Below are 16,499 nucleotides of genomic sequence, written 5' to 3' on the forward strand. Positions count from 1 at the left end.
GCTGCGCGCCGACTCCAGCCGACGCAGCTCGGCCACATCTCCATCACGTAATGCCAGAGGGGCAGCGGTTCGCATACTCCAGTCTCTCAAACAGAAAGAAACTTTTCGAGCGAAACACTAGAGATGACCGCTCGCTCGGGCAGGCCGGTAACCGGAAAGCCACAGTCGGTGACTCTAACTACCGAAGCTCTCTAGGCCTATGACGATGCGTCCGTCGGGAGAGGTGTACAGCGAATGGTCGTCGGTGTGATCGGATGCGCAGGGGCCATGGGCCGCGCCGGGGAACGAGTAGAGCGTTCCGACCAGGCGTGCTGAGCGGTCCGTGCCGTCGGCGGTGTAGCCGACGTAGAGCGCATACTGATCTCGCTGACGTGAGACGTTGATGCGTGTGGCCCGCACCGTGTGGACGGATGAGACCTCTGGGCCGACCAGGTGCCGCAAAGCTCGTGCCACTCGGCCGGGTGTGAAGCCGCGTGCTTCGCACTCCTCCTGCTTGTCGCGCCGTCCCGCCGCATACGCCCGTTCCAGGAAGGCGGCCGCTTGTTCGGCCGCATGAAACGGCCCGGAATGGACTTTGGCGACCTCATCCGGAGGGAGGGCCAGAAGGCGCTCGATTTCCGAGAGGGTTTCGGCCAGGTCGTTCCCCGAGGTGACGGCGGCGAACTGGCGGAAGAATTCCGGTGTGTACTCCATCCATTCGGGGCCGTTGTGGCGGATCGAGAGTACTGGCGTGCCGAGCGAAACGGCCTCTGTGATCTGCATGAAGCCGTGTTTTACGATGGCCAGCTTCGACCGCCGCAGCAGGTCGAACAGGACCGGATCGGCTGGGGGTGCGATGACATGGGTTCGTACGCGCGGCTGGATTTCGCCGAGTCGCGCTCGCAGCGCTTCGGGGTCGCGTGACAGAAAGAGCAGCGTCGGGTCGTCGGCGTCCAGGGACGCGGCGACGTCCAGGGCGACGCGTTCGACCTTGGCGTCGTAGGCGAAGATCGTCACCAGAGGCGCCGCGCGGATGCCCATGTCGCCCAGTAGGTCGTCGGCGGCGTTGGGCACGTCGTCGACGAAAGGCGGGACCTGCCGCACGCACTCCGGGGCGTCATTCCAGTGGAACGATGTCGGCCCGGTCAGGACCATGGCGTCGGCGATGCCGTTCTGCCCGTACCACATCTGCTCGGCGAGGAAATCGCCGTAGGCATTGTCGAAGATGATGGTGGGCAGGTCGAGTTCCGCCGCGCACATGGCGGTCTCCAAGAACATGCCGCTCAGCGGAGCTTCGCCTATCACCAGCAGGTCGGGGGCGAGTTCGGCGAGCCGGTCCAGCATCGGCGCCCTGTTCTGTCCGTCTTCGGCAAGGCCGAAGCATGCGTTCTTGTCTTGTGCCGGCGTCCACGGCAGTTCCACAAAAGTGATGCCCGGCGGCTCTGGTGCGCGCACCTTCATGCCGTGCGGTGCGAGCAGAACTTCATGTCCGCGTTCTGCCAGCGCCGTTCCCACCCGTACGCAGCGTTTGCAAACGCCGATCATCGATTCTTTGCCGTCACTTATCCAGTAGTAGGCGACCATGAGGACGCGCATCGGCTCATCCTTTCACCGGGATGTTGTGCGTTTCAGGCAGACGCTCTGCCACTTCGAGCGCATAGCCCGACAGGTCCGCCAGCCGGGTGTCCCCGTATGGACGCGCTATGTCGGGGAGTGCGGCGTAGGCCGCTTCCAGTTCATCGAGGTGGAGGCCGCAGGCCGTGGCGGCTTCACCCGCGCTCGGGTACAGCAGCCAGAAATTGGGCTGATTCCGTGCTCGATCGTCTTCGAGGTCGTGCAGATCGTTGATGATCTGCGAGACGCGGAATGTCCGAGCCAGGAAGGTCTCGACCGTCTGCACCTCGGCGAGCTCGGCGACGACCGGGCCGTAGATGATCGAACTGTAGGCCCCCATCTTGCCCTCGACCATGCGCAGGTAGTCCTGGTGTTCGTTCGGGCCGATCCCATGGAGCTCCTGGATCGCGGCGGCCAGAGTCTCATGCAGTTGCCGCGCTTGCGGCTCGTCCAGGTGACGGGTTCCTTCGGCCAGCAGGGCCGCCGCGGTGCATATGGTGAGTCCCCGGGCCGCGACGACGCCGTTGGCCCGAACCATCGCTCCATAGAAGGTCTGGTATCCGCCCTTGTAGTCCAGATGGCCGTCGATGACGTCGTCGAGCATTCGCAGTGCCTGGTAGGCGAGCAGCGGAGCGGCGAGCCGGCGACTCAGTTCCGCCGGGCCGACGCGCAGAGACGCGGCCAGGGCGACCAGGTCGATCAGCGTCCAGTCACAACGGCGCGCGTACTCCCGGGTCTCCCGCGACAGCGCTTCCAGGTCGGGCCACCGCCCCCAGACCGGAGCCATGAAAGTGGCCAGCAGTTGATCTCGTGCCCGTTGCACTTCCGTGAGGAGAGTGCCGCGCTGTTTCTCCGTGCCGGCGTAGAAGCCGTCTTTCGCGGGTTTGTGGGCTTCGTTCAGCCGGACCAGGCGCTCGTACAGATCAGGAGGCAACATCGGCGACCGCCTTCCGCGCCAGAAGCAGGCCCGACAGATTGCTCGCTGCGATCCCCCGATACCAGCGGACCATCGCATTGGCCAGATCTGCCGGTCGGTGGTAATGCGCGGACTCGGCTGCGGGCGGCGGCATGGCAGGCAGGTCGTCGGTCAGCCACGCGGCGTCTGTTGGTGTCGCACGGGTCAGGACCGTCACGGTGTCATGCGCCGGCTTGATCTCCTCCGCCAGCGGCTGCAGGCCGCCGGGATCTTCGTCGTGCAAGTAGCGGCACACGGCATCGTCGATTCGAGCGATCCGTTCCGCCCATGTCGCTGCCTGGTGGTCCAGCGCTTCGGTGCGGGAGGTGGAGAGCATGGCGGACGCGGCCTGCACCACTCGCCGCGCGGTCGTCCCCTGGTCCCCCACGAGCGGGACGGTGACCGTCGGCGCCGCCACGCTGCGCCATGCCGCGTGCTCCGGCAGCGACATCGACACCTGCGGGACTCCGGCCAGTGCCGCCACATGGGCGGTGAAGGTGTCGGGCCCGAGGAACACCTCGGCGTCGCGGACGCTCGCGAAGGTGTGCGCGAGGTCAGTGCCGGCCTCCACCGTGACGGCCTGGACCGGTGAGCCGTCCCGGATGGCGTCGGCCGCCCGGGCGACCACGTCGCGACCGACCTGGTCGGGAGCGCTCAGCAGCCGCACCTCGGTGACCGCGTTGGTCGTCGCGGCCAGCCGCGCCACGATCTTCGCGTACAACTGCGCCGGCAGCATCAGGCTCGGCTTGGAAGTCAGGACCTGAAGGACCACCCGGCCACGTCGTGGCATGCGGGCCGCCCGCCATGCTCCGCCGGGCGCGGTCACGGGCCGGTCGCCCGCTCCTCCCGGCAGCACGCGACCCGCCATCCACCGGCTCTCCAGCCAGCGGCTCTCAGGCAGACCGTCCGGATAGCGCAGGCTGTAGGTGATCTGGTCGGACGGGTCCAGCAACCGTCCCCGGGCCCCCTGCATCGACCAATGACCGGCGAACGCGAGCCCGGGCGGGCCGATGTAGACGGCCTCTCCGGGAGCAGCGTCGAAGTCGATGTGCAGGTACGCGGTCCGGGCCCGTTCCGCGGCGGGCAACTCGGCGACGCGACGCAGCGCCGCAACGCAACCCGAATCCTCGACGGGCCGAGCCCCCTCGTACCAGGTCCACAACCCTGGACGCTCGGACGCCACCTCCACCGAGACGCCCGTCGCCGCCGCCCGCTCGGCCAGTGCCCGCGCCAACAGCAGTTCGTCTCCAAGCCCGATCGTGGGCCCCATCTGGACGACCAGCCGCCGCACGGAAGCCGGATCGAGGCGGGCGACATGGCAGATCGGCTCGGGCGCCACGGGGAAGGAGCCGCGCAACGCCGCCCCGACCGAGCCCACCACGGAACGGGCCGCCGTCATCGGCATGTCGCCACCGGCGGCTCCCAGCACGGGCATGAGCACCGAGAGCACCTCGGGCTGCATGAGGGAATCCGCGGACGACTCGGCAGCGAGTTCGGCGAGCAATGCGCCGATCTTCTTCTGCGCGCTGCGCACGGCGCTCTGGTTACCTGCGGACAGTGGGCGGTTGGCGAGCGAGTGAAGGATCCCGTGCAGCTCGCGGACCCGGACGTACTCCGACCAGCGCACCGGTGACAGGTCTTCGGCGGTGGTCATTGGCGGTTCTCTGCGCCTCGTGCGGTGACCGGCCCGCGCGGGTGCTCGATCGGGCGGCCGGAAGGTGCGAGGGAGGACAACAGCGACGACATCTGCTTGCCTGTCCAGTCGACTTCGCCGCCGGCGGGCAGCAGCGCCAATTGGTCGAGCAGACTCCGGGGAACCGGTACCAGTTCGAAATGCTCTTCCTGTGAACCGAGTTTGGCGACCAGTGTGTCGTTGTTGCGTATCGAACGTGCGTAGTGCAGCAGCCATTCCCTACTGAGTTGCAGGAAGAACGAGTCGGAGAAGGCGGTCATCACGGCCTCCCGGTGACGACCGCTACGGGAAGCGTCCGCCGTTGCTTGGTGACGCTGGTCGCGTGGCCGCCCGTACGCCGTGGTGTCGAGTCCGGTGAGCCTGGACGGAGGCGCTCGAACAGAGGGCGCGGCACAGGGACGAGTACGAACTCCTCTTCTGGACGGGTTCGCAGCCGCTCCGCGAGTTGGGGCGCGTGTTCGAGCAGTTCCCGATACTGTGCCAGCCATTCGCCGGCCAGATCTTTCGGAAGGTCTTCGGTTGAACGCATGCCTTCTCCTTGAAATCCGCCGATATTGATGGAAGTGCATTCGCGGCCTCGACGGTCTGGCTCCGAGCACGTCCTACAGGTAGTAGTCCCCGATCTGGGCACCGGCCGTCGCGGCCTGGCCGGCCTCCCGCAGAGAGTCGACCCACCGGTTCGCGGAGTTGTAGATGCAGGTGATGTTGCGGCACTCGTGGGCGGCGTCGAATGTCTCGACATGCGCATGAGTGCGGGCTCCGGTCGCGAGGACCGACCGCACTCCGGCGTAGGCGTCGGCCTCTCCCAGCCGGTCCTTCGGGTCTCCCCGGTAGGCGGCGCAGCCGTACACGCCCGTAGGCGTCAGAACCTGACGGAAGAAGTGCATGGCGCAGCGGGAGGGCTGGTCGCGCAGATGGCTTTCGGCGCCTTCCGCGGCCGCGTCGAGATTGAGACTCTCCAGAACCTGGAAGGTCGAAGTGCGAAGCGCGCAGGCTTTATCGAGCTGGTCGGCCAGTTCGGCCCGAAGCCACTCCCCCTCGGCGCCGGAGGGCCAGGCGATGGTCTCGGCGCCCTCCGCGTCTCGCTGGAGCATGGGCTTGAAGGAGATGTAGTCGAATCCGCTGTCCTTGGCCAGTGCGGCCGCCGCGGCGATCTCGTGGACGTTGCTCTCCAACCGGCGCCCGTTCGGTGCGTTCAGCCCGGGCCAGGAGACGATGAACGAGAACCCCCACCTGACCGCGGGATTGGCCTTCTTGGCATCGCGGACCGACTGGCAGATCTCCTCCAGCCGCACAGGCCGCACCGGCTGGTGCATGGCCTGGAAGGTCTCATCCGTGCCGGCGTCCAGGGAGAGCCTGACCCAGTCCCCCTCGGTGAGGTGGTGCGCGACCCGGCGCATTTTCTCCGGGCGCCCTCCATTGCTGACGATCGCGCACTGAAGACCCAGCATCTTGATCGCCTCGACGACATTCGCGAAGTGAGGGTGCACGGTGGGCTCCCCACCGCCGATGAGGATCACCGAACGGAGCCCGGTCAGCGTCATCGATACAAGGGAACTGAGGACCACCCATTGGTCGTAACCAGGCCCGGAGTTGAGGATTTCGTAGTCGATGCAGTGGTCGCACCGGTAGTTGCACGCGGTTGTGAGGTCGAGGTTGATGGAGATCGGCGAACCACCGAGATGGCCCGTGCTCTCATTCGACAGCGCGGCGACCACATCATCCACGTGGTCCTTTATATGAGGTTGCCGAAGTTTTGCGACAAAATTATGCTCGCTCCTGGGCACGTTCCAACTCCTTGCCGTTTCGGTCGAATCCGGCCAGCTCTCGAGGCAGGCAACTCATGAGCCGCACTCCGAGGCTCTCGTTGCGGATTATGGTTTGATATCCAACGGATTTCTTACCTGCGATTTTGGCGAGGAAATCATCGACGGACGCGCCCAGCGGGTCCGCCAACTTTCGGTGTCGTCCATGGGAACGGAAGAACATCTGGTATCCGTGGGCCATGTCCACCACACGCTCGGCCCTCATTCCATTGATCTCGTACGCCGCGGGGCGCGGCTGGCGCGGGCACGGTCGCAGCGCGCACGTCACATCGATCGGTCCATAGGTCGAAGCGCCGGTCCCCGAAGCGGCGAAACCGATGGTGAGCGCATCACCGACGCACTCGTAGGTGACCTGCGACACCCTGGTCACGGCGGGACACAGCGCGGTGAGCAAGCTGAGCACATGAGGAAGTGCCTCTGGGAGCATCCTGGCTCCGGGACGCGACGGGGCCAGCTCCATCCGCAACTCGCGTACCTCGGGCAGGTGTTCCAGCCCGAGCAGATGCCGGAAGTCTTCCAAGGTGTACGGCCACTGAGCGTTGACATGAACGGTCAGTTCCCGCTCGGCGTAGGCGGTGATGAGGCTTTGCACCTCTTCGAGATCCTCGGGGCCATGCCAGGAGAACAGAGGCTTCTCGCAAAGAACGTGCAGACCGCGTTCGAGGGCGAGCCGCAGGTAATGAAGATGCGTGTCCAGCGGCGAGCAGATGGCCACGGCGTCGATGGCCGCCTCGGCCAGCAGCCGCTCCGCACTCGGCCATGGCTCGCAGACCACTCCCTGGCCTGCCAGTTCGGCGGCGGCGGCGAGCGCGCTGCGGGGGCTGCTGGTCGCGACCGCAGCGATCCGCGCTTCCGCGCGGGTGAGGTGCGCCGCTATGAAAGGACCTGTGCCGTCGTGCGTGCGGCGGGCACCGATGAGGCCCACGCGCACGGTCACTGAGGGTCTCTCTCGGGCTGCGCAGGGAGCACGATGTGGAGCACATCCGACCGGTCGGCGACAACCCGCACGTCGCATCCCGGCGGAATCAGGCCGAGTTCTTCCTGACAGGCGTCGGCCGCGGAGGTGAGAAGCAATTCCCGGAAATCATGGTCGCGCATCGCACGCGCGATAAGGCGGTCGCGAATCTCCGTTTCGTAGGGCAATCTTCCTCCTCGGTGCGTCGTCGGGGTCATTCCCTGCCCGCCGCCGGCGCGAACCCGGGCGGCACGCAATCCTTTTGCCGGGTTCACGTTTTGTTCTCGTTGGCTCTTGTGGCGATTCTTTTACGCCGGGTCCGAATCCTTCGAGGCTCGTCGATTTATCTGCTTCGCCGGGAAACCGAGCGAAGGGTGTTTTTCAGGGGCCGGTGACCGGATGCCCCGATGGTCTGCGAACTGTGCGCGGCACAATTGGGCGTAGCGGCCGCCGCGAGCGAGCAGTGCGGCGTGCGTGCCCTGCTCGACGAGCCGCCCGTGATCGAGTACCAGGATCTGGTCGGCCGCCAGCACCGTCGACAGCCGGTGCGCGATCACCAGGCTCGTGCGGCCGCGCATCAGCAGCCGAAGGGCCGCCTGGACGCGTTGCTCGGCCAAGGCGTCGAGATGGGACGTCGCCTCGTCCAGGAGCAGGATCCGCGGATCCTTAAGGATCACTCGCGCGATCGTGACGCGCTGCCTCTCACCGCCCGACAGCCGGTGCCCGCGCTCCCCGACCACGGTGTCCAGGCCGTCCGGGAGCGCGGCCAGTACGTCCTCCAGGCAGGCGGCGCGCACCGCGGCGGTGAGCACCTCGTCGGATGCGTCCGGCCGGGCGTAGAGCAGGTTGTCCCGGAGTGACGCATGGAAGAGGAAGGTCTCCTGGAACACGGCGCCGATGTGCCGGTTGAGGGAAGCCATCGTGATCTCGCGCAGATCGTGCCCGTCGATCAGCACCCGGCCCGCCTGCGGGTCGGCGAACCGCAGCAGCAGGTTGGCCAGGGTCGTCTTCCCCGCACCGGAGTGACCCACCAGCGCGACCACCGCCCCGGTGGGAATCTCGGCGGTGAAGCCGATCACCGCGGGACGCGCCGCCCCCTCGTAGGAGAACGTGATCTCTTCGAACCGGATGGCGCCCTGCACCGCCGGCAACTCTCGGGCATCGGGCGCGTCGACGACCTCCGGACGACGATCGAGGAGCTCGAAGATCCGCTCGAACGGGGCCATGGCGCCGGCCACGTCGACGTACATCGCCGCGACCTTGCTCATCGCGCCGGTGAACTGGCCGCCCAGCACTGTCGCGAACACGAAGACGGTGCCGACCGTGGACTGTCCGGTGAGCACCAGATAGCTCCCGCACAACACAAGCAGCGCCGGGCCGATCTGGTTGAGGTTGTCGTTCCACATCGCGAACCAGCGGCCGGTGAGCGCCGTGCGGATCTGCAAGGCGCGCAGTTCGTCGACCATGGCGCCGAACCGCCGCTGCTCGTCCGGGCCGCGCACGAACGTCTTCACCAGCACGATCCCGGAGACGCTCAGCACCTCCTGCAGGTAGGAGGTCATGCGGGCGGCACTCCTCTGGACGTCGCGACGGACGCCGTAGGTCAGGCGCCCGAATCTGCGTGCAGGCAGCCCGACGGCCGGGACGAGCAGCACCGTCAGCAGGGTGAGCTTCCAGCTGAAGGTGAGCATCAGCACCAGCGTGGTGACCGAGATCAGCGTGTTGCGGACCAGCCCGATCACCGTCGAGGTGATGACGTTCTGGACCGCCCCGACGTCGTTGCCGAACCTCGACATCACCTCCCCCGAGGGACGGTCGGCGAAGAAGGCGACCGGCTGGGCGAGCAGCCGACCGAAGAGGCTTTGGCGCAGCGTCCGCACAATGCCCTGGCTGATCTGCTCGGTGAGCAGCAACTCCGCCACACCGATCAAACCCTTGCCGAACGACGCCGCCAATGCCGAGCCGACGAGGATCACGATTTGGGTGAACGAGCCATTGCCATGGCCGAGGTAGTCCACCAGCCGCTTGTAGGCGATGGCGGGCACCATGATGAGGCCGGACTGCACGGCGATGCACACCAGGACGACAAGTCCCCTGCGCCAGTACGGCTGGAAGTAGCCGGAAGCGCGCCACAGGAGACCGGGTGAGATCCTTACACTGGGAGCCTTGGCCGGCTCCTGGCCTGCTGCCGCGCCGGTCAAGAGTCGGCACCGACGGAAGCGGCGTCCCCGGGCACCGCGGCGGCTTCGGACGAGAGGACCTTCGTCGTTCGCGGGTCTTCTGCCGGCCGACCGGCGAACCACGCGATCGTCCGTGCCAGGCCCTCGCCGGCTGGGATCCGCGGTCGCCAGTCCAGCACGGCGCGACCGAGCGAAATGTCGGGACAGCGCACCTTCGGGTCATCGACGGCGCGTTCCACGAACATGATCGAGGAACTCGACCGCGCGAGGCGACGCACGCAATGTGCGAGATCCAAGATGGTCGTCTCTTCCGGGTTGCCGATGTTGATAGGACCCGGATGACCGGACGCCGCGGCGGCCAGGATCCCGTTGACCGTGTCTTCCACGTAGCACAGCGATCTGGTCTGGAGCCCGTCGCCCGCCACGGTGAGCGGTTCGCCGGCCAGCGCCTGCCGGATGAAGGTGGGAACCGCCCGGCCGTCGTGCGAGCGCATGCGCGGGCCGTACGTATTGAAGATGCGCACGATGACCGAGTCGACGCTTCCAGTCCTCCGGTAGGCGGCTGTGAGCGCCTCGGCGAACCGCTTCGCCTCGTCGTACACCGAGCGCGGGCCGACCGGGTTCACATTCCCCCAGTAGTGCTCCGGCTGCGGATGCCAGAGCGGGTCGCCGTACACCTCCGACGTCGAGGCCAGCAAGAAGCGCGCGCCTTTGCGGGCGGCGAGGTCCAAGGCGTGCAGCGTCCCCAGGCTGCCCGCCTTCAGAGTGGGGACCGGCAACCGGAGATAGTCGACTGGTGACGCGGGCGACGCCAGGTGCAGGACGAGATCGACCGGCCCTGGAACGTCGATGCCGGCCGTGACATCGCAGTGGACCAGCTCGAAATCGGGGTCACCGACCAGATGCGCCACATTATCGACCGCGCCCGTGAGCATATTGTCCAGGCACCAGACCTTCGCCCTGGACGCACGCAGGCACTCGCAAAGATGAGAGCCGATAAACCCCGCACCACCGGTCACCACAACACAGTCGAGGCCCTGCTGAGAAACCATATCGACCTCAAGACGGCAGGCTATCGTGATTCATCGCGTGCCTACCCACCATGAACGCGTTTTCGCCGGCGCGATCATTTCATGGTTCATTGTTCACCAAGTGCTGAAGGAGTCGCCCGAGATAAGCCCTTTCTCCACTTTGACTCATCCTATTATTGGCCGCGGTAACAGCTTGGTTCGGGAACTCGTCGGGCACGTCTCCGGCCGAAGGGTCAGGAGGGGCGCGGATCGGCCCCCAGCTCGCGGGAGCCGACATGACACCCGAAGGACACGCGCACGTAGCAGCACTGGTCACCGCGCTCGAACAGCTCGGTCCCCAGGTCGACAAGGTCGAGCGGTGGGGCACCGAGTTGGCCGGGGTACTGGCCGGAGGCGCCCGGCTGTTGGCGGCGGGCAACGGCGGAAGCGCCGCACACGCCCAGCACCTGACAGCAGAGCTGGTCGGGCGGTACCGCGACGACCGCGTTCCGCTCTCGGCCGCCACCCTGCACGCCGACATCTCGACCCTCACCGCCGTCGGCAACGACTACGGTTATGACGAGGTCTTCGCCCGGCAGGTCCGCGCCCACGGCAGGACCGGCGACGTTCTCGTACTGCTGTCCACCAGCGGCGCCAGCCGTAACCTCCTGCGAGCCGCCGACCAGGGTCGGTGGAGCGGCCTTCGCGTCTGGGCGCTGACAGGGCCGGATCCGAACCCGTTGGCCGGCGTGGTCGACGAGGCGATCGCCGTGGACGCCCCCTCGGCGGCCTGCACCCAAGAGGTGCACCAGGTCATCGTGCACCTTCTCTGCGCCGCTGTGGACGCCGCTCTCGGCACGGACGCCGAGTCCCACCGGGACGGTTCGGACCTGACGCCACACGCCACGACCTCCGCCGATGCCCTGCCCTCCATGGGACAGGACCGTTGAACGGCCGGCTGCTGGTCGTCGGCGACGCGCTCCTGGACCGGGACTTGATCGGGACGGTCGAACGGCTGTCGCCAGAGGCACCGGTCCCCGTCGTCGACACTCCGCGCGAGCACCTCCGGCCGGGCGGCGCCGCGTTGGCCGCCTACCTCGCGGCCCGGCGGGGGGCCGAGGTCACGCTGGTCACGCCGATCGGCTCGGACCCGGCGAGCCGGTGTCTGCGCGCGCTCCTGGAGGCGCACCTCGACCTGGTCGCGCTGCCCCTGGACGGGCCGTTGCCCGAGAAGGTCCGTGTACGGACCGAGCAGCACGCCCTGCTCCGCCCGGACCTGGGCGGACAGAGCAGGGCCGCGGACACGCCCCCCGAACCGGACGTCCTCACCGGTATCCGGGCCGACGCCGTCCTCGTCTCCGACTACGGACGCGGCACGGCCGCCCGGCCGTGGATCCGTTCCTTCCTTGCTCAGAGCGCCGGAAGAGTGCCGCTTGTTTGGGACCCGCATCCGAAGGGCCCGGCACCCGTGACAGGAACCCGCATCGCGACGCCGAACCTCGCTGAAGCCCTGCACTTCGCGCGTCCGGCGACGACAGTGGAAGAGAACCCGGGCGACGGCAGTGTCCTCTCGCTCGCCGCGCGCTGCGCGTCGGCACTCACCCGACGCTGGGCCCCCAGCGCGGTCGCGGTGACGATGGGACGCCTCGGCGCTCTCCTGTCCGTCGGGGAGAACATACCGCTCATCGTCCCTGCCGCCGCGCACTCCGGGACCGACACCTGCGGCGCGGGAGACGCCTTCGCCGCGTCGGTGGCACTGGAACTGGGAGGCGGCGCGCTCCGGTCCGAGGCGGTGACGACCGCCGTCAGCCACGCCGGCGACCATGTCGCGGCGGGCGGCGCCGCGGGATTGGCCCTGGCCACAGCCGGTACTGCCGCGCCGACCGCCGCAGCGGCGATGGGCAGTCCGCAGGCAGAGGGACGAAAGCGCGCCACTCCAGTGGCGGATTCTCTTGCTCGAATCTCCCATAGCACGCCGTCCTGCAAGGGAGCCGGAGCGCCGGGCCACCGGCGGCCGTGGTCGCCCACCCCGCCCCGCCGCGCCGAGGACGTCGTGGCGGCCGCACGCGCCAACGGTGGGACCGTGGTGGCGACGGGAGGCTGCTTCGACATCCTGCACCTCGGCCACATCGCCATGCTGCGCGCTGCCCGGAATCTGGGCGACTGCCTGGTCGTCTGCATGAACTCCGACGCATCGATCCGCCGGCTCAAGGGCCGTGACCGCCCGGTCAACAGCTGTGCCGACCGCCGCGCCCTGCTGGAGGCACTGGAGTTCGTCGACGCGGTGACAGTGTTCGACGAGGACACCCCGGAGATACCGCTGACAGCACTGCGACCGGATTTCTGGGTCAAGGGAGGGGACTACACGGTGTCCGAGCTTCCCGAGGCCCGCTTGGTGGCCTCCTGGGGAGGGCAGACGTTCGTGGTCCCCTACGTCCCAGAACGCTCGACGACCCGACTGATCGAACGGGCGCGCGAGTCGGGATTCGCCGGTTTCTCGTCCTGAGCCCGTGCCCGCCCTCCACAAAAGAGACGGATGCGAATCTGCTCTTCACCCACTGCATTCTACGTGCCGGCCACCGTACCGGCGATCCCGGTACTGGCGCGCATGGATCCAGGACGAGAACTTGAACCAGGTCAGCACATCAGGAAAATAATATGAAAACGTCTCTCGTGACACCTACGTTCATCATGTCCGCACCGCGGTCGGGTTCAACACTGCTTCGGTCCATCATGAACGCTCATCCCGACATACGCGCACCGCACGAGTTACACCTCGGCCAGATCCAGGTCGAAATGGAGGACGACTTCGCACGCAACTCCATCGAAGCGCTCGGCCTCACCGCCGACGAACTGCGGTATCTACTGTGGGACCGGCTACTACATTGGGAGTTGGCCCGCAGCGGCAAACAGATCATCGTCGAGAAGACACCGGGGAATCTGCACCATTGGGAACAGCTGCGAGAGTGCTGGCCGGACGCCCGGTACATCTTCCTGCTACGCCACCCTCTGCACATCTACGAGTCACTTATCAACAATCACCCTGAATTCGACCCCGCCATACTGCTCCTACGATTGTTCTATGATGTAGAGCCAATGCGAGAGGCACGCGAGAACCTCACGGGTATCACCGTGCGATATGAGGAGCTCACCACCGACCCGTCAGGAGTCGTCGAAGACATCTGCCACCATCTCGAAGTCCCGTGGGACCCGAACATGCTGGATTACGCAAGCAGCGACCAGGCGTACCCTCCGGGAGTGGGAGATTGGGGGGAGAAGATCAATTCTGGCCGCATACACCAGGCACGCCCGGCCCCGCGGCCGGAGGAGATCCCCGACAGACTGCGGCCATGGTGCCGGGAATGGGGATATCTCGTTTGACCTTGCAAGAGCAGGCTCAGGCGCGCATGTAGCCCCACGCCCGACACCAGTCGTGCAACCGGTCGGGGACCTCTTCCGGGAGGGGCAGGGGCCGCAGCGGCTGGATCCGGCCGGACCCGATCCTTTCCCCCCAATCGCCGATCCCATAACGGAATTGGCGCGAAACCCGCCCATATTTCAGCATGGTGGACTCCCACGGCACTCCCAGGTAGGCACAGATCCGCTTCGCCTCGGATGCTGGATCAGCGGTGAAATCCTCATAGCGCACAGCAATCCCGTCGAGGCTCTCCCGCGCCCGCAGCATCGGCTCGATGAACCGTGACAGATGATCGTCATAGAGGCGCTCCCATCCCAATTCCGGGTGGGCGGCGTACAGGGAATCGGCGATATGGGCGGGGTGCCGCAGCAGGAAGATGTACCGGGCATCCGGCCAGCACTCTCGCAACCGCTCCCAATGGCACAGGCTGTCCGGCGTCTTCTCCACAATGATTTGCTTTCCACTGCGAACCAGTTCCCGATGCAGCAGGCGATCCCACAGTAGGTGCTCCAAGTCCCGCCGCGAAACCCCCAAAATCTTCATCGCCCCCTCGCTGAACTCGTTCGCCAATACCACTCGGAGCTTGGTGAGATGCAGTTCGTGTGGCGCATGGATCATGGAGTGGCTGTCCAGGACGCAACGTAGCAGCGTCGATCCCGACCGAACGGACGACAACAGGAACACCGGGTCAGGCACAAGTCTGTTCACACCTGCTTCATTCCCGTTGCTGCGACACCGCACCCCGCCGGACTCTGATATTAAGAGAAGCGAGCTATATCTTTCCGCGGTCACATTAAGCCGCCCCCGGCCAGCAGCGTCGCCGTCCCATCGGAGGCCCGTCCCCTGGGTCTTCGACCTTGCTCGGACCGGTCCTCTCGCACACCCAAGAGATCGCCCAGAACGGTCATTTGACCGCAACCGCCGTACGGAACGCCGCTCCGACCAGGTTCGATGACCTGATCAGCGGCAGCACCATCCTTTACCGTGAACTAACCAGGGTTAAGGAGTGGTGGCGGCCGGGTGAGTGGACGGGCCCGTGCTGTTGACGTATGCCGGTGACCTGGCCAAACACCCTCAGGGCGTGGGATGAGCGCCGCCGACTGCGAACGGCGAGAACAGGCCCGGCTTCAGGCGGCGCAGTGGTTTCGGCCAGGAGCGGCCCAACGCGTGGATCGCCGCCGAGCCGCGAGTGGGGACCGCGGCAGGTGGATCGACTACCCCCTTCCCAGGGAAGAGCAGGTGCGGCCGCAAGTGGAACCACCGCGGCGGACCAGGACGCCTGGATCTGTTTCCTCGACGGGGTTGGTCAGAGGCTCAGGCCGCCCACAGGACGCTCCTGGAGCCGCCCGGTGCTCCCCATCTGGCGGCGCGTTCATGCTGGTCGTCGCGATGCCTCCGGCGCTGGTCGTCGAGACGCTCACCGGCGCCGGCGTCCCGGCCATCCTGCTCCGGCCCCAGGAAGGCAGGTGATTCGGGCTCCGGAGGGCTTGCTTGCGGGCCGTATCCGCGTCGGCGGTGCGACTCGTCCTCGGGTTGGCTAAGGGCCCCTCAAACGGTGCGCCAACTTCGGGTGATGGCCGACGGCTGACCAGGAGAGATTCGCCTCAGGCGTGAAATGGTGTGGCGCGGGCGGCAACCCCGGGGCGGGGGCGGCGGAATTGTTGGGCGGCTGGGGCCTGGGGATGGCTGGAGGCGGGCGCGGTATGGGGTGGCTGGCGCTGGAGGCTTTCGATCCGGCGCCGGTCGCGGTCGCGTTGACGATCGGGCCGGAACGTCGTCTGGTGTACACCAACCTGGCGTTTCGGGCGTTCGTCGGGGACCGTCGGCTCGGCGAGCCCATCGGACGGGCGTTGGGCGCCGCGGCCAAGCAGGACTACGGCGAACTCTTCGATCGCGTGCCGGCCACCGGTGAACCGGTCAGCCTGGTCGAGGCGCCGGTGAAGCCCGCCGATGCGGACGCCGGCGATGCCGAGCGGTACTTCTCCTTCACTCTCTCGCGGTTCACGCACGAGCGGCTCGGCGTTCTGGTGGTCGCCGCCGACGTGACCGAGCAGGTCGCGGCGGTCCGGCGGGCGGACCGGGCGACCGAGGAGCACAGGCGCTCGCGGCGCCGGTTCGAGAGCATGGTCTGGATCAACGCGCGGGTCGTGCGAGTGAGCGATGCCGCCGGGAACATGATCGAATCGAGCAAGGGCCGGGAGCGGATCACCGGGCAGAGCCGACAAGAGTTCCTCGGCGACGGCTGGTGGCAGGCGCTACACCCCAACGACCGCGAGCTGACGCTGCGGTCATGGAACCGAACGCGTAGGGCGGTCCGCCCGTGGCGCTATGTCTACCGGGTCCGCACCCGCGATGGCGAGGACCGGCACTTCGACGTCCGGGCCGCGCCGGTGGTCGAGGGTGGTGCCGTGGTCGAATGGATCGGCACCTGCTTCGACATCGAGCTGGAGTGGCAGCCGCGGCAGCGCCGCGAACTGCTCGACCGCTGCCGCGGCCGCCGCGGAGCGGCCCGCACTGACCGAGATGTTCGCCGCGCTCGCCGACGGTCGCGGCGTGCATCTGCTCCTCAACCTCTGCGCTCGTCCCCCATCTGGACGGGGTCGTGTCACACGGGGGCACAACACCGTGGCCGAGACGCTCGCACACGGGCTCCCCCTGGTCGTGTGCCCAATCCGCGACGACCAGCCGGATCCTCGCGGGCCAGGTCGTCGCCGCCGCGGCGGGCGAGCGCGTGTGGTTCGGCCGGGTCCGCGCCGCCGACCTGAGCGCCGCGCTCCGCGCGGTGCCCGACAACCCGAGATACCGCCAGGCCGTGCGGCGCGTCCAAGCATCCTTCGCGGCCGCCGGCGGCGCCACCATCGCCGCACAT

The 16,499-nt window shown here is 67.3% G+C and carries 14 protein-coding genes; 4 read left to right on the top strand and 10 right to left on the bottom strand.

The genetic code is table 11. The features are described from left to right. Window positions 1-174: 174 nt before the first annotated feature. From amrb99_RS29430 to amrb99_RS29470, 9 genes are all read right to left on the bottom strand, one after another. The gene (locus amrb99_RS29430; protein WP_190862113.1) at window positions 175-1,575 is read right to left on the bottom strand and encodes a hypothetical protein; all 1,401 of its coding nucleotides are present in this window, start codon (window positions 1,573-1,575) and stop codon (window positions 175-177) included. 4 nt (window positions 1,576-1,579) lie between these two features. Continuing rightward, window positions 1,580-2,530: a class 1 isoprenoid biosynthesis enzyme gene (locus amrb99_RS29435; protein WP_190862115.1), complete on the bottom strand. Its 951-nt coding sequence runs from the start codon at window positions 2,528-2,530 to the stop codon at window positions 1,580-1,582. Then, on the bottom strand, window positions 2,517-4,202 hold the full coding sequence (locus amrb99_RS29440; protein ID WP_190862117.1) for a hypothetical protein: 1,686 nt from the start codon (window positions 4,200-4,202) through the stop codon (window positions 2,517-2,519). Before amrb99_RS29440 ends, amrb99_RS29435 begins: the two co-directional genes overlap by 14 nt. After that, window positions 4,199-4,501 (bottom strand): hypothetical protein, encoded by a 303-nt coding sequence (locus tag amrb99_RS29445; RefSeq protein ID WP_190862119.1) that lies wholly within the window; start codon window positions 4,499-4,501, stop codon window positions 4,199-4,201. The genes amrb99_RS29440 and amrb99_RS29445 overlap by 4 nt, the downstream gene beginning before the upstream one ends. Before the next feature lie 342 nt (window positions 4,502-4,843). Beyond that, a complete protein-coding gene (locus tag amrb99_RS29450) occupies window positions 4,844-5,968 on the bottom strand; it encodes a radical SAM protein (RefSeq protein WP_190862121.1) in 1,125 nt (374 codons plus the stop codon). A 40-nt stretch (window positions 5,969-6,008) separates the two neighbouring features. Beyond that, complete coding sequence (locus tag amrb99_RS29455; protein ID WP_190862123.1) at window positions 6,009-7,004, bottom strand: Gfo/Idh/MocA family oxidoreductase; 996 nt, start codon at window positions 7,002-7,004, stop codon at window positions 6,009-6,011. Then, complete coding sequence (locus amrb99_RS29460; protein WP_190862125.1) at window positions 7,001-7,210, bottom strand: hypothetical protein; 210 nt, start codon at window positions 7,208-7,210, stop codon at window positions 7,001-7,003. The genes amrb99_RS29455 and amrb99_RS29460 overlap by 4 nt, the downstream gene beginning before the upstream one ends. A gap of 120 nt (window positions 7,211-7,330) precedes the next feature. Next, the gene (locus tag amrb99_RS29465) at window positions 7,331-9,100 is read right to left on the bottom strand and encodes an ABC transporter ATP-binding protein (protein WP_190862127.1); all 1,770 of its coding nucleotides are present in this window, start codon (window positions 9,098-9,100) and stop codon (window positions 7,331-7,333) included. A 119-nt stretch (window positions 9,101-9,219) separates the two neighbouring features. Next, entirely contained in the window at window positions 9,220-10,254 is a 1,035-nt protein-coding gene (locus amrb99_RS29470; protein ID WP_190862129.1) for an NAD-dependent epimerase/dehydratase family protein, read from the bottom strand. Window positions 10,255-10,508: 254 nt separating this feature from the next. Between amrb99_RS29470 and amrb99_RS29475 the strand changes: the two genes are divergently transcribed. The 3 genes from amrb99_RS29475 (at window position 10,509) to amrb99_RS29485 (ending at window position 13,593) form a co-directional block, all read left to right on the top strand. Continuing rightward, window positions 10,509-11,162: an SIS domain-containing protein gene (locus tag amrb99_RS29475; protein WP_190862131.1), complete on the top strand. Its 654-nt coding sequence runs from the start codon at window positions 10,509-10,511 to the stop codon at window positions 11,160-11,162. Next, a complete protein-coding gene (gene rfaE2 / locus amrb99_RS29480) occupies window positions 11,159-12,718 on the top strand; it encodes a D-glycero-beta-D-manno-heptose 1-phosphate adenylyltransferase (RefSeq protein ID WP_190862133.1) in 1,560 nt (519 codons plus the stop codon). Before amrb99_RS29475 ends, rfaE2 begins: the two co-directional genes overlap by 4 nt. 185 nt (window positions 12,719-12,903) lie before the next feature. Next, window positions 12,904-13,593, top strand: a complete 690-nt coding sequence (locus amrb99_RS29485; RefSeq protein ID WP_277820061.1) for a sulfotransferase — start codon at window positions 12,904-12,906, stop codon at window positions 13,591-13,593. Window positions 13,594-13,609: 16 nt separating this feature from the next. Here amrb99_RS29485 and amrb99_RS29490 read toward each other — a convergent pair whose 3' ends face one another. Continuing rightward, window positions 13,610-14,338: a sulfotransferase gene (locus tag amrb99_RS29490; RefSeq protein WP_190862137.1), complete on the bottom strand. Its 729-nt coding sequence runs from the start codon at window positions 14,336-14,338 to the stop codon at window positions 13,610-13,612. Window positions 14,339-15,333: 995 nt separating this feature from the next. Here amrb99_RS29490 and amrb99_RS29495 point away from each other — a divergent pair. Then, window positions 15,334-16,395 carry a PAS domain-containing protein gene (locus amrb99_RS29495; protein ID WP_190862140.1) on the top strand — a complete coding sequence of 354 codons (1,062 nt, stop codon included), beginning with the start codon at window positions 15,334-15,336 and terminating at the stop codon, window positions 16,393-16,395. The last annotated feature ends 104 nt before the right edge of the window (window positions 16,396-16,499 follow it).

Origin of the sequence: Actinomadura sp. RB99 (genome assembly GCF_014706005.1) — a bacterium.
Taxonomy (GTDB): domain Bacteria; phylum Actinomycetota; class Actinomycetes; order Streptosporangiales; family Streptosporangiaceae; genus Spirillospora.

Excerpts from the sequence above, each read along its gene's own strand:
- amrb99_RS29475 (WP_190862131.1), top strand. The coding sequence starts at position 10,509 with ATGACACCCGAAGGACACGCGCACGTAGCAGCACTGGTCACCGCGCTC.
- amrb99_RS29440 (WP_190862117.1), bottom strand. The coding sequence starts at position 4,202 with ATGACCACCGCCGAAGACCTGTCACCGGTGCGCTGGTCGGAGTACGTC.
- amrb99_RS29495 (WP_190862140.1), top strand. The coding sequence starts at position 15,334 with ATGGGGTGGCTGGCGCTGGAGGCTTTCGATCCGGCGCCGGTCGCGGTC.
- amrb99_RS29430 (WP_190862113.1), bottom strand. The coding sequence starts at position 1,575 with ATGCGCGTCCTCATGGTCGCCTACTACTGGATAAGTGACGGCAAAGAA.
- amrb99_RS29485 (WP_277820061.1), top strand. The coding sequence starts at position 12,904 with ATGTCCGCACCGCGGTCGGGTTCAACACTGCTTCGGTCCATCATGAAC.
- amrb99_RS29435 (WP_190862115.1), bottom strand. The coding sequence starts at position 2,530 with ATGTTGCCTCCTGATCTGTACGAGCGCCTGGTCCGGCTGAACGAAGCC.
- amrb99_RS29470 (WP_190862129.1), bottom strand. The coding sequence starts at position 10,254 with ATGGTTTCTCAGCAGGGCCTCGACTGTGTTGTGGTGACCGGTGGTGCG.
- amrb99_RS29445 (WP_190862119.1), bottom strand. The coding sequence starts at position 4,501 with ATGACCGCCTTCTCCGACTCGTTCTTCCTGCAACTCAGTAGGGAATGG.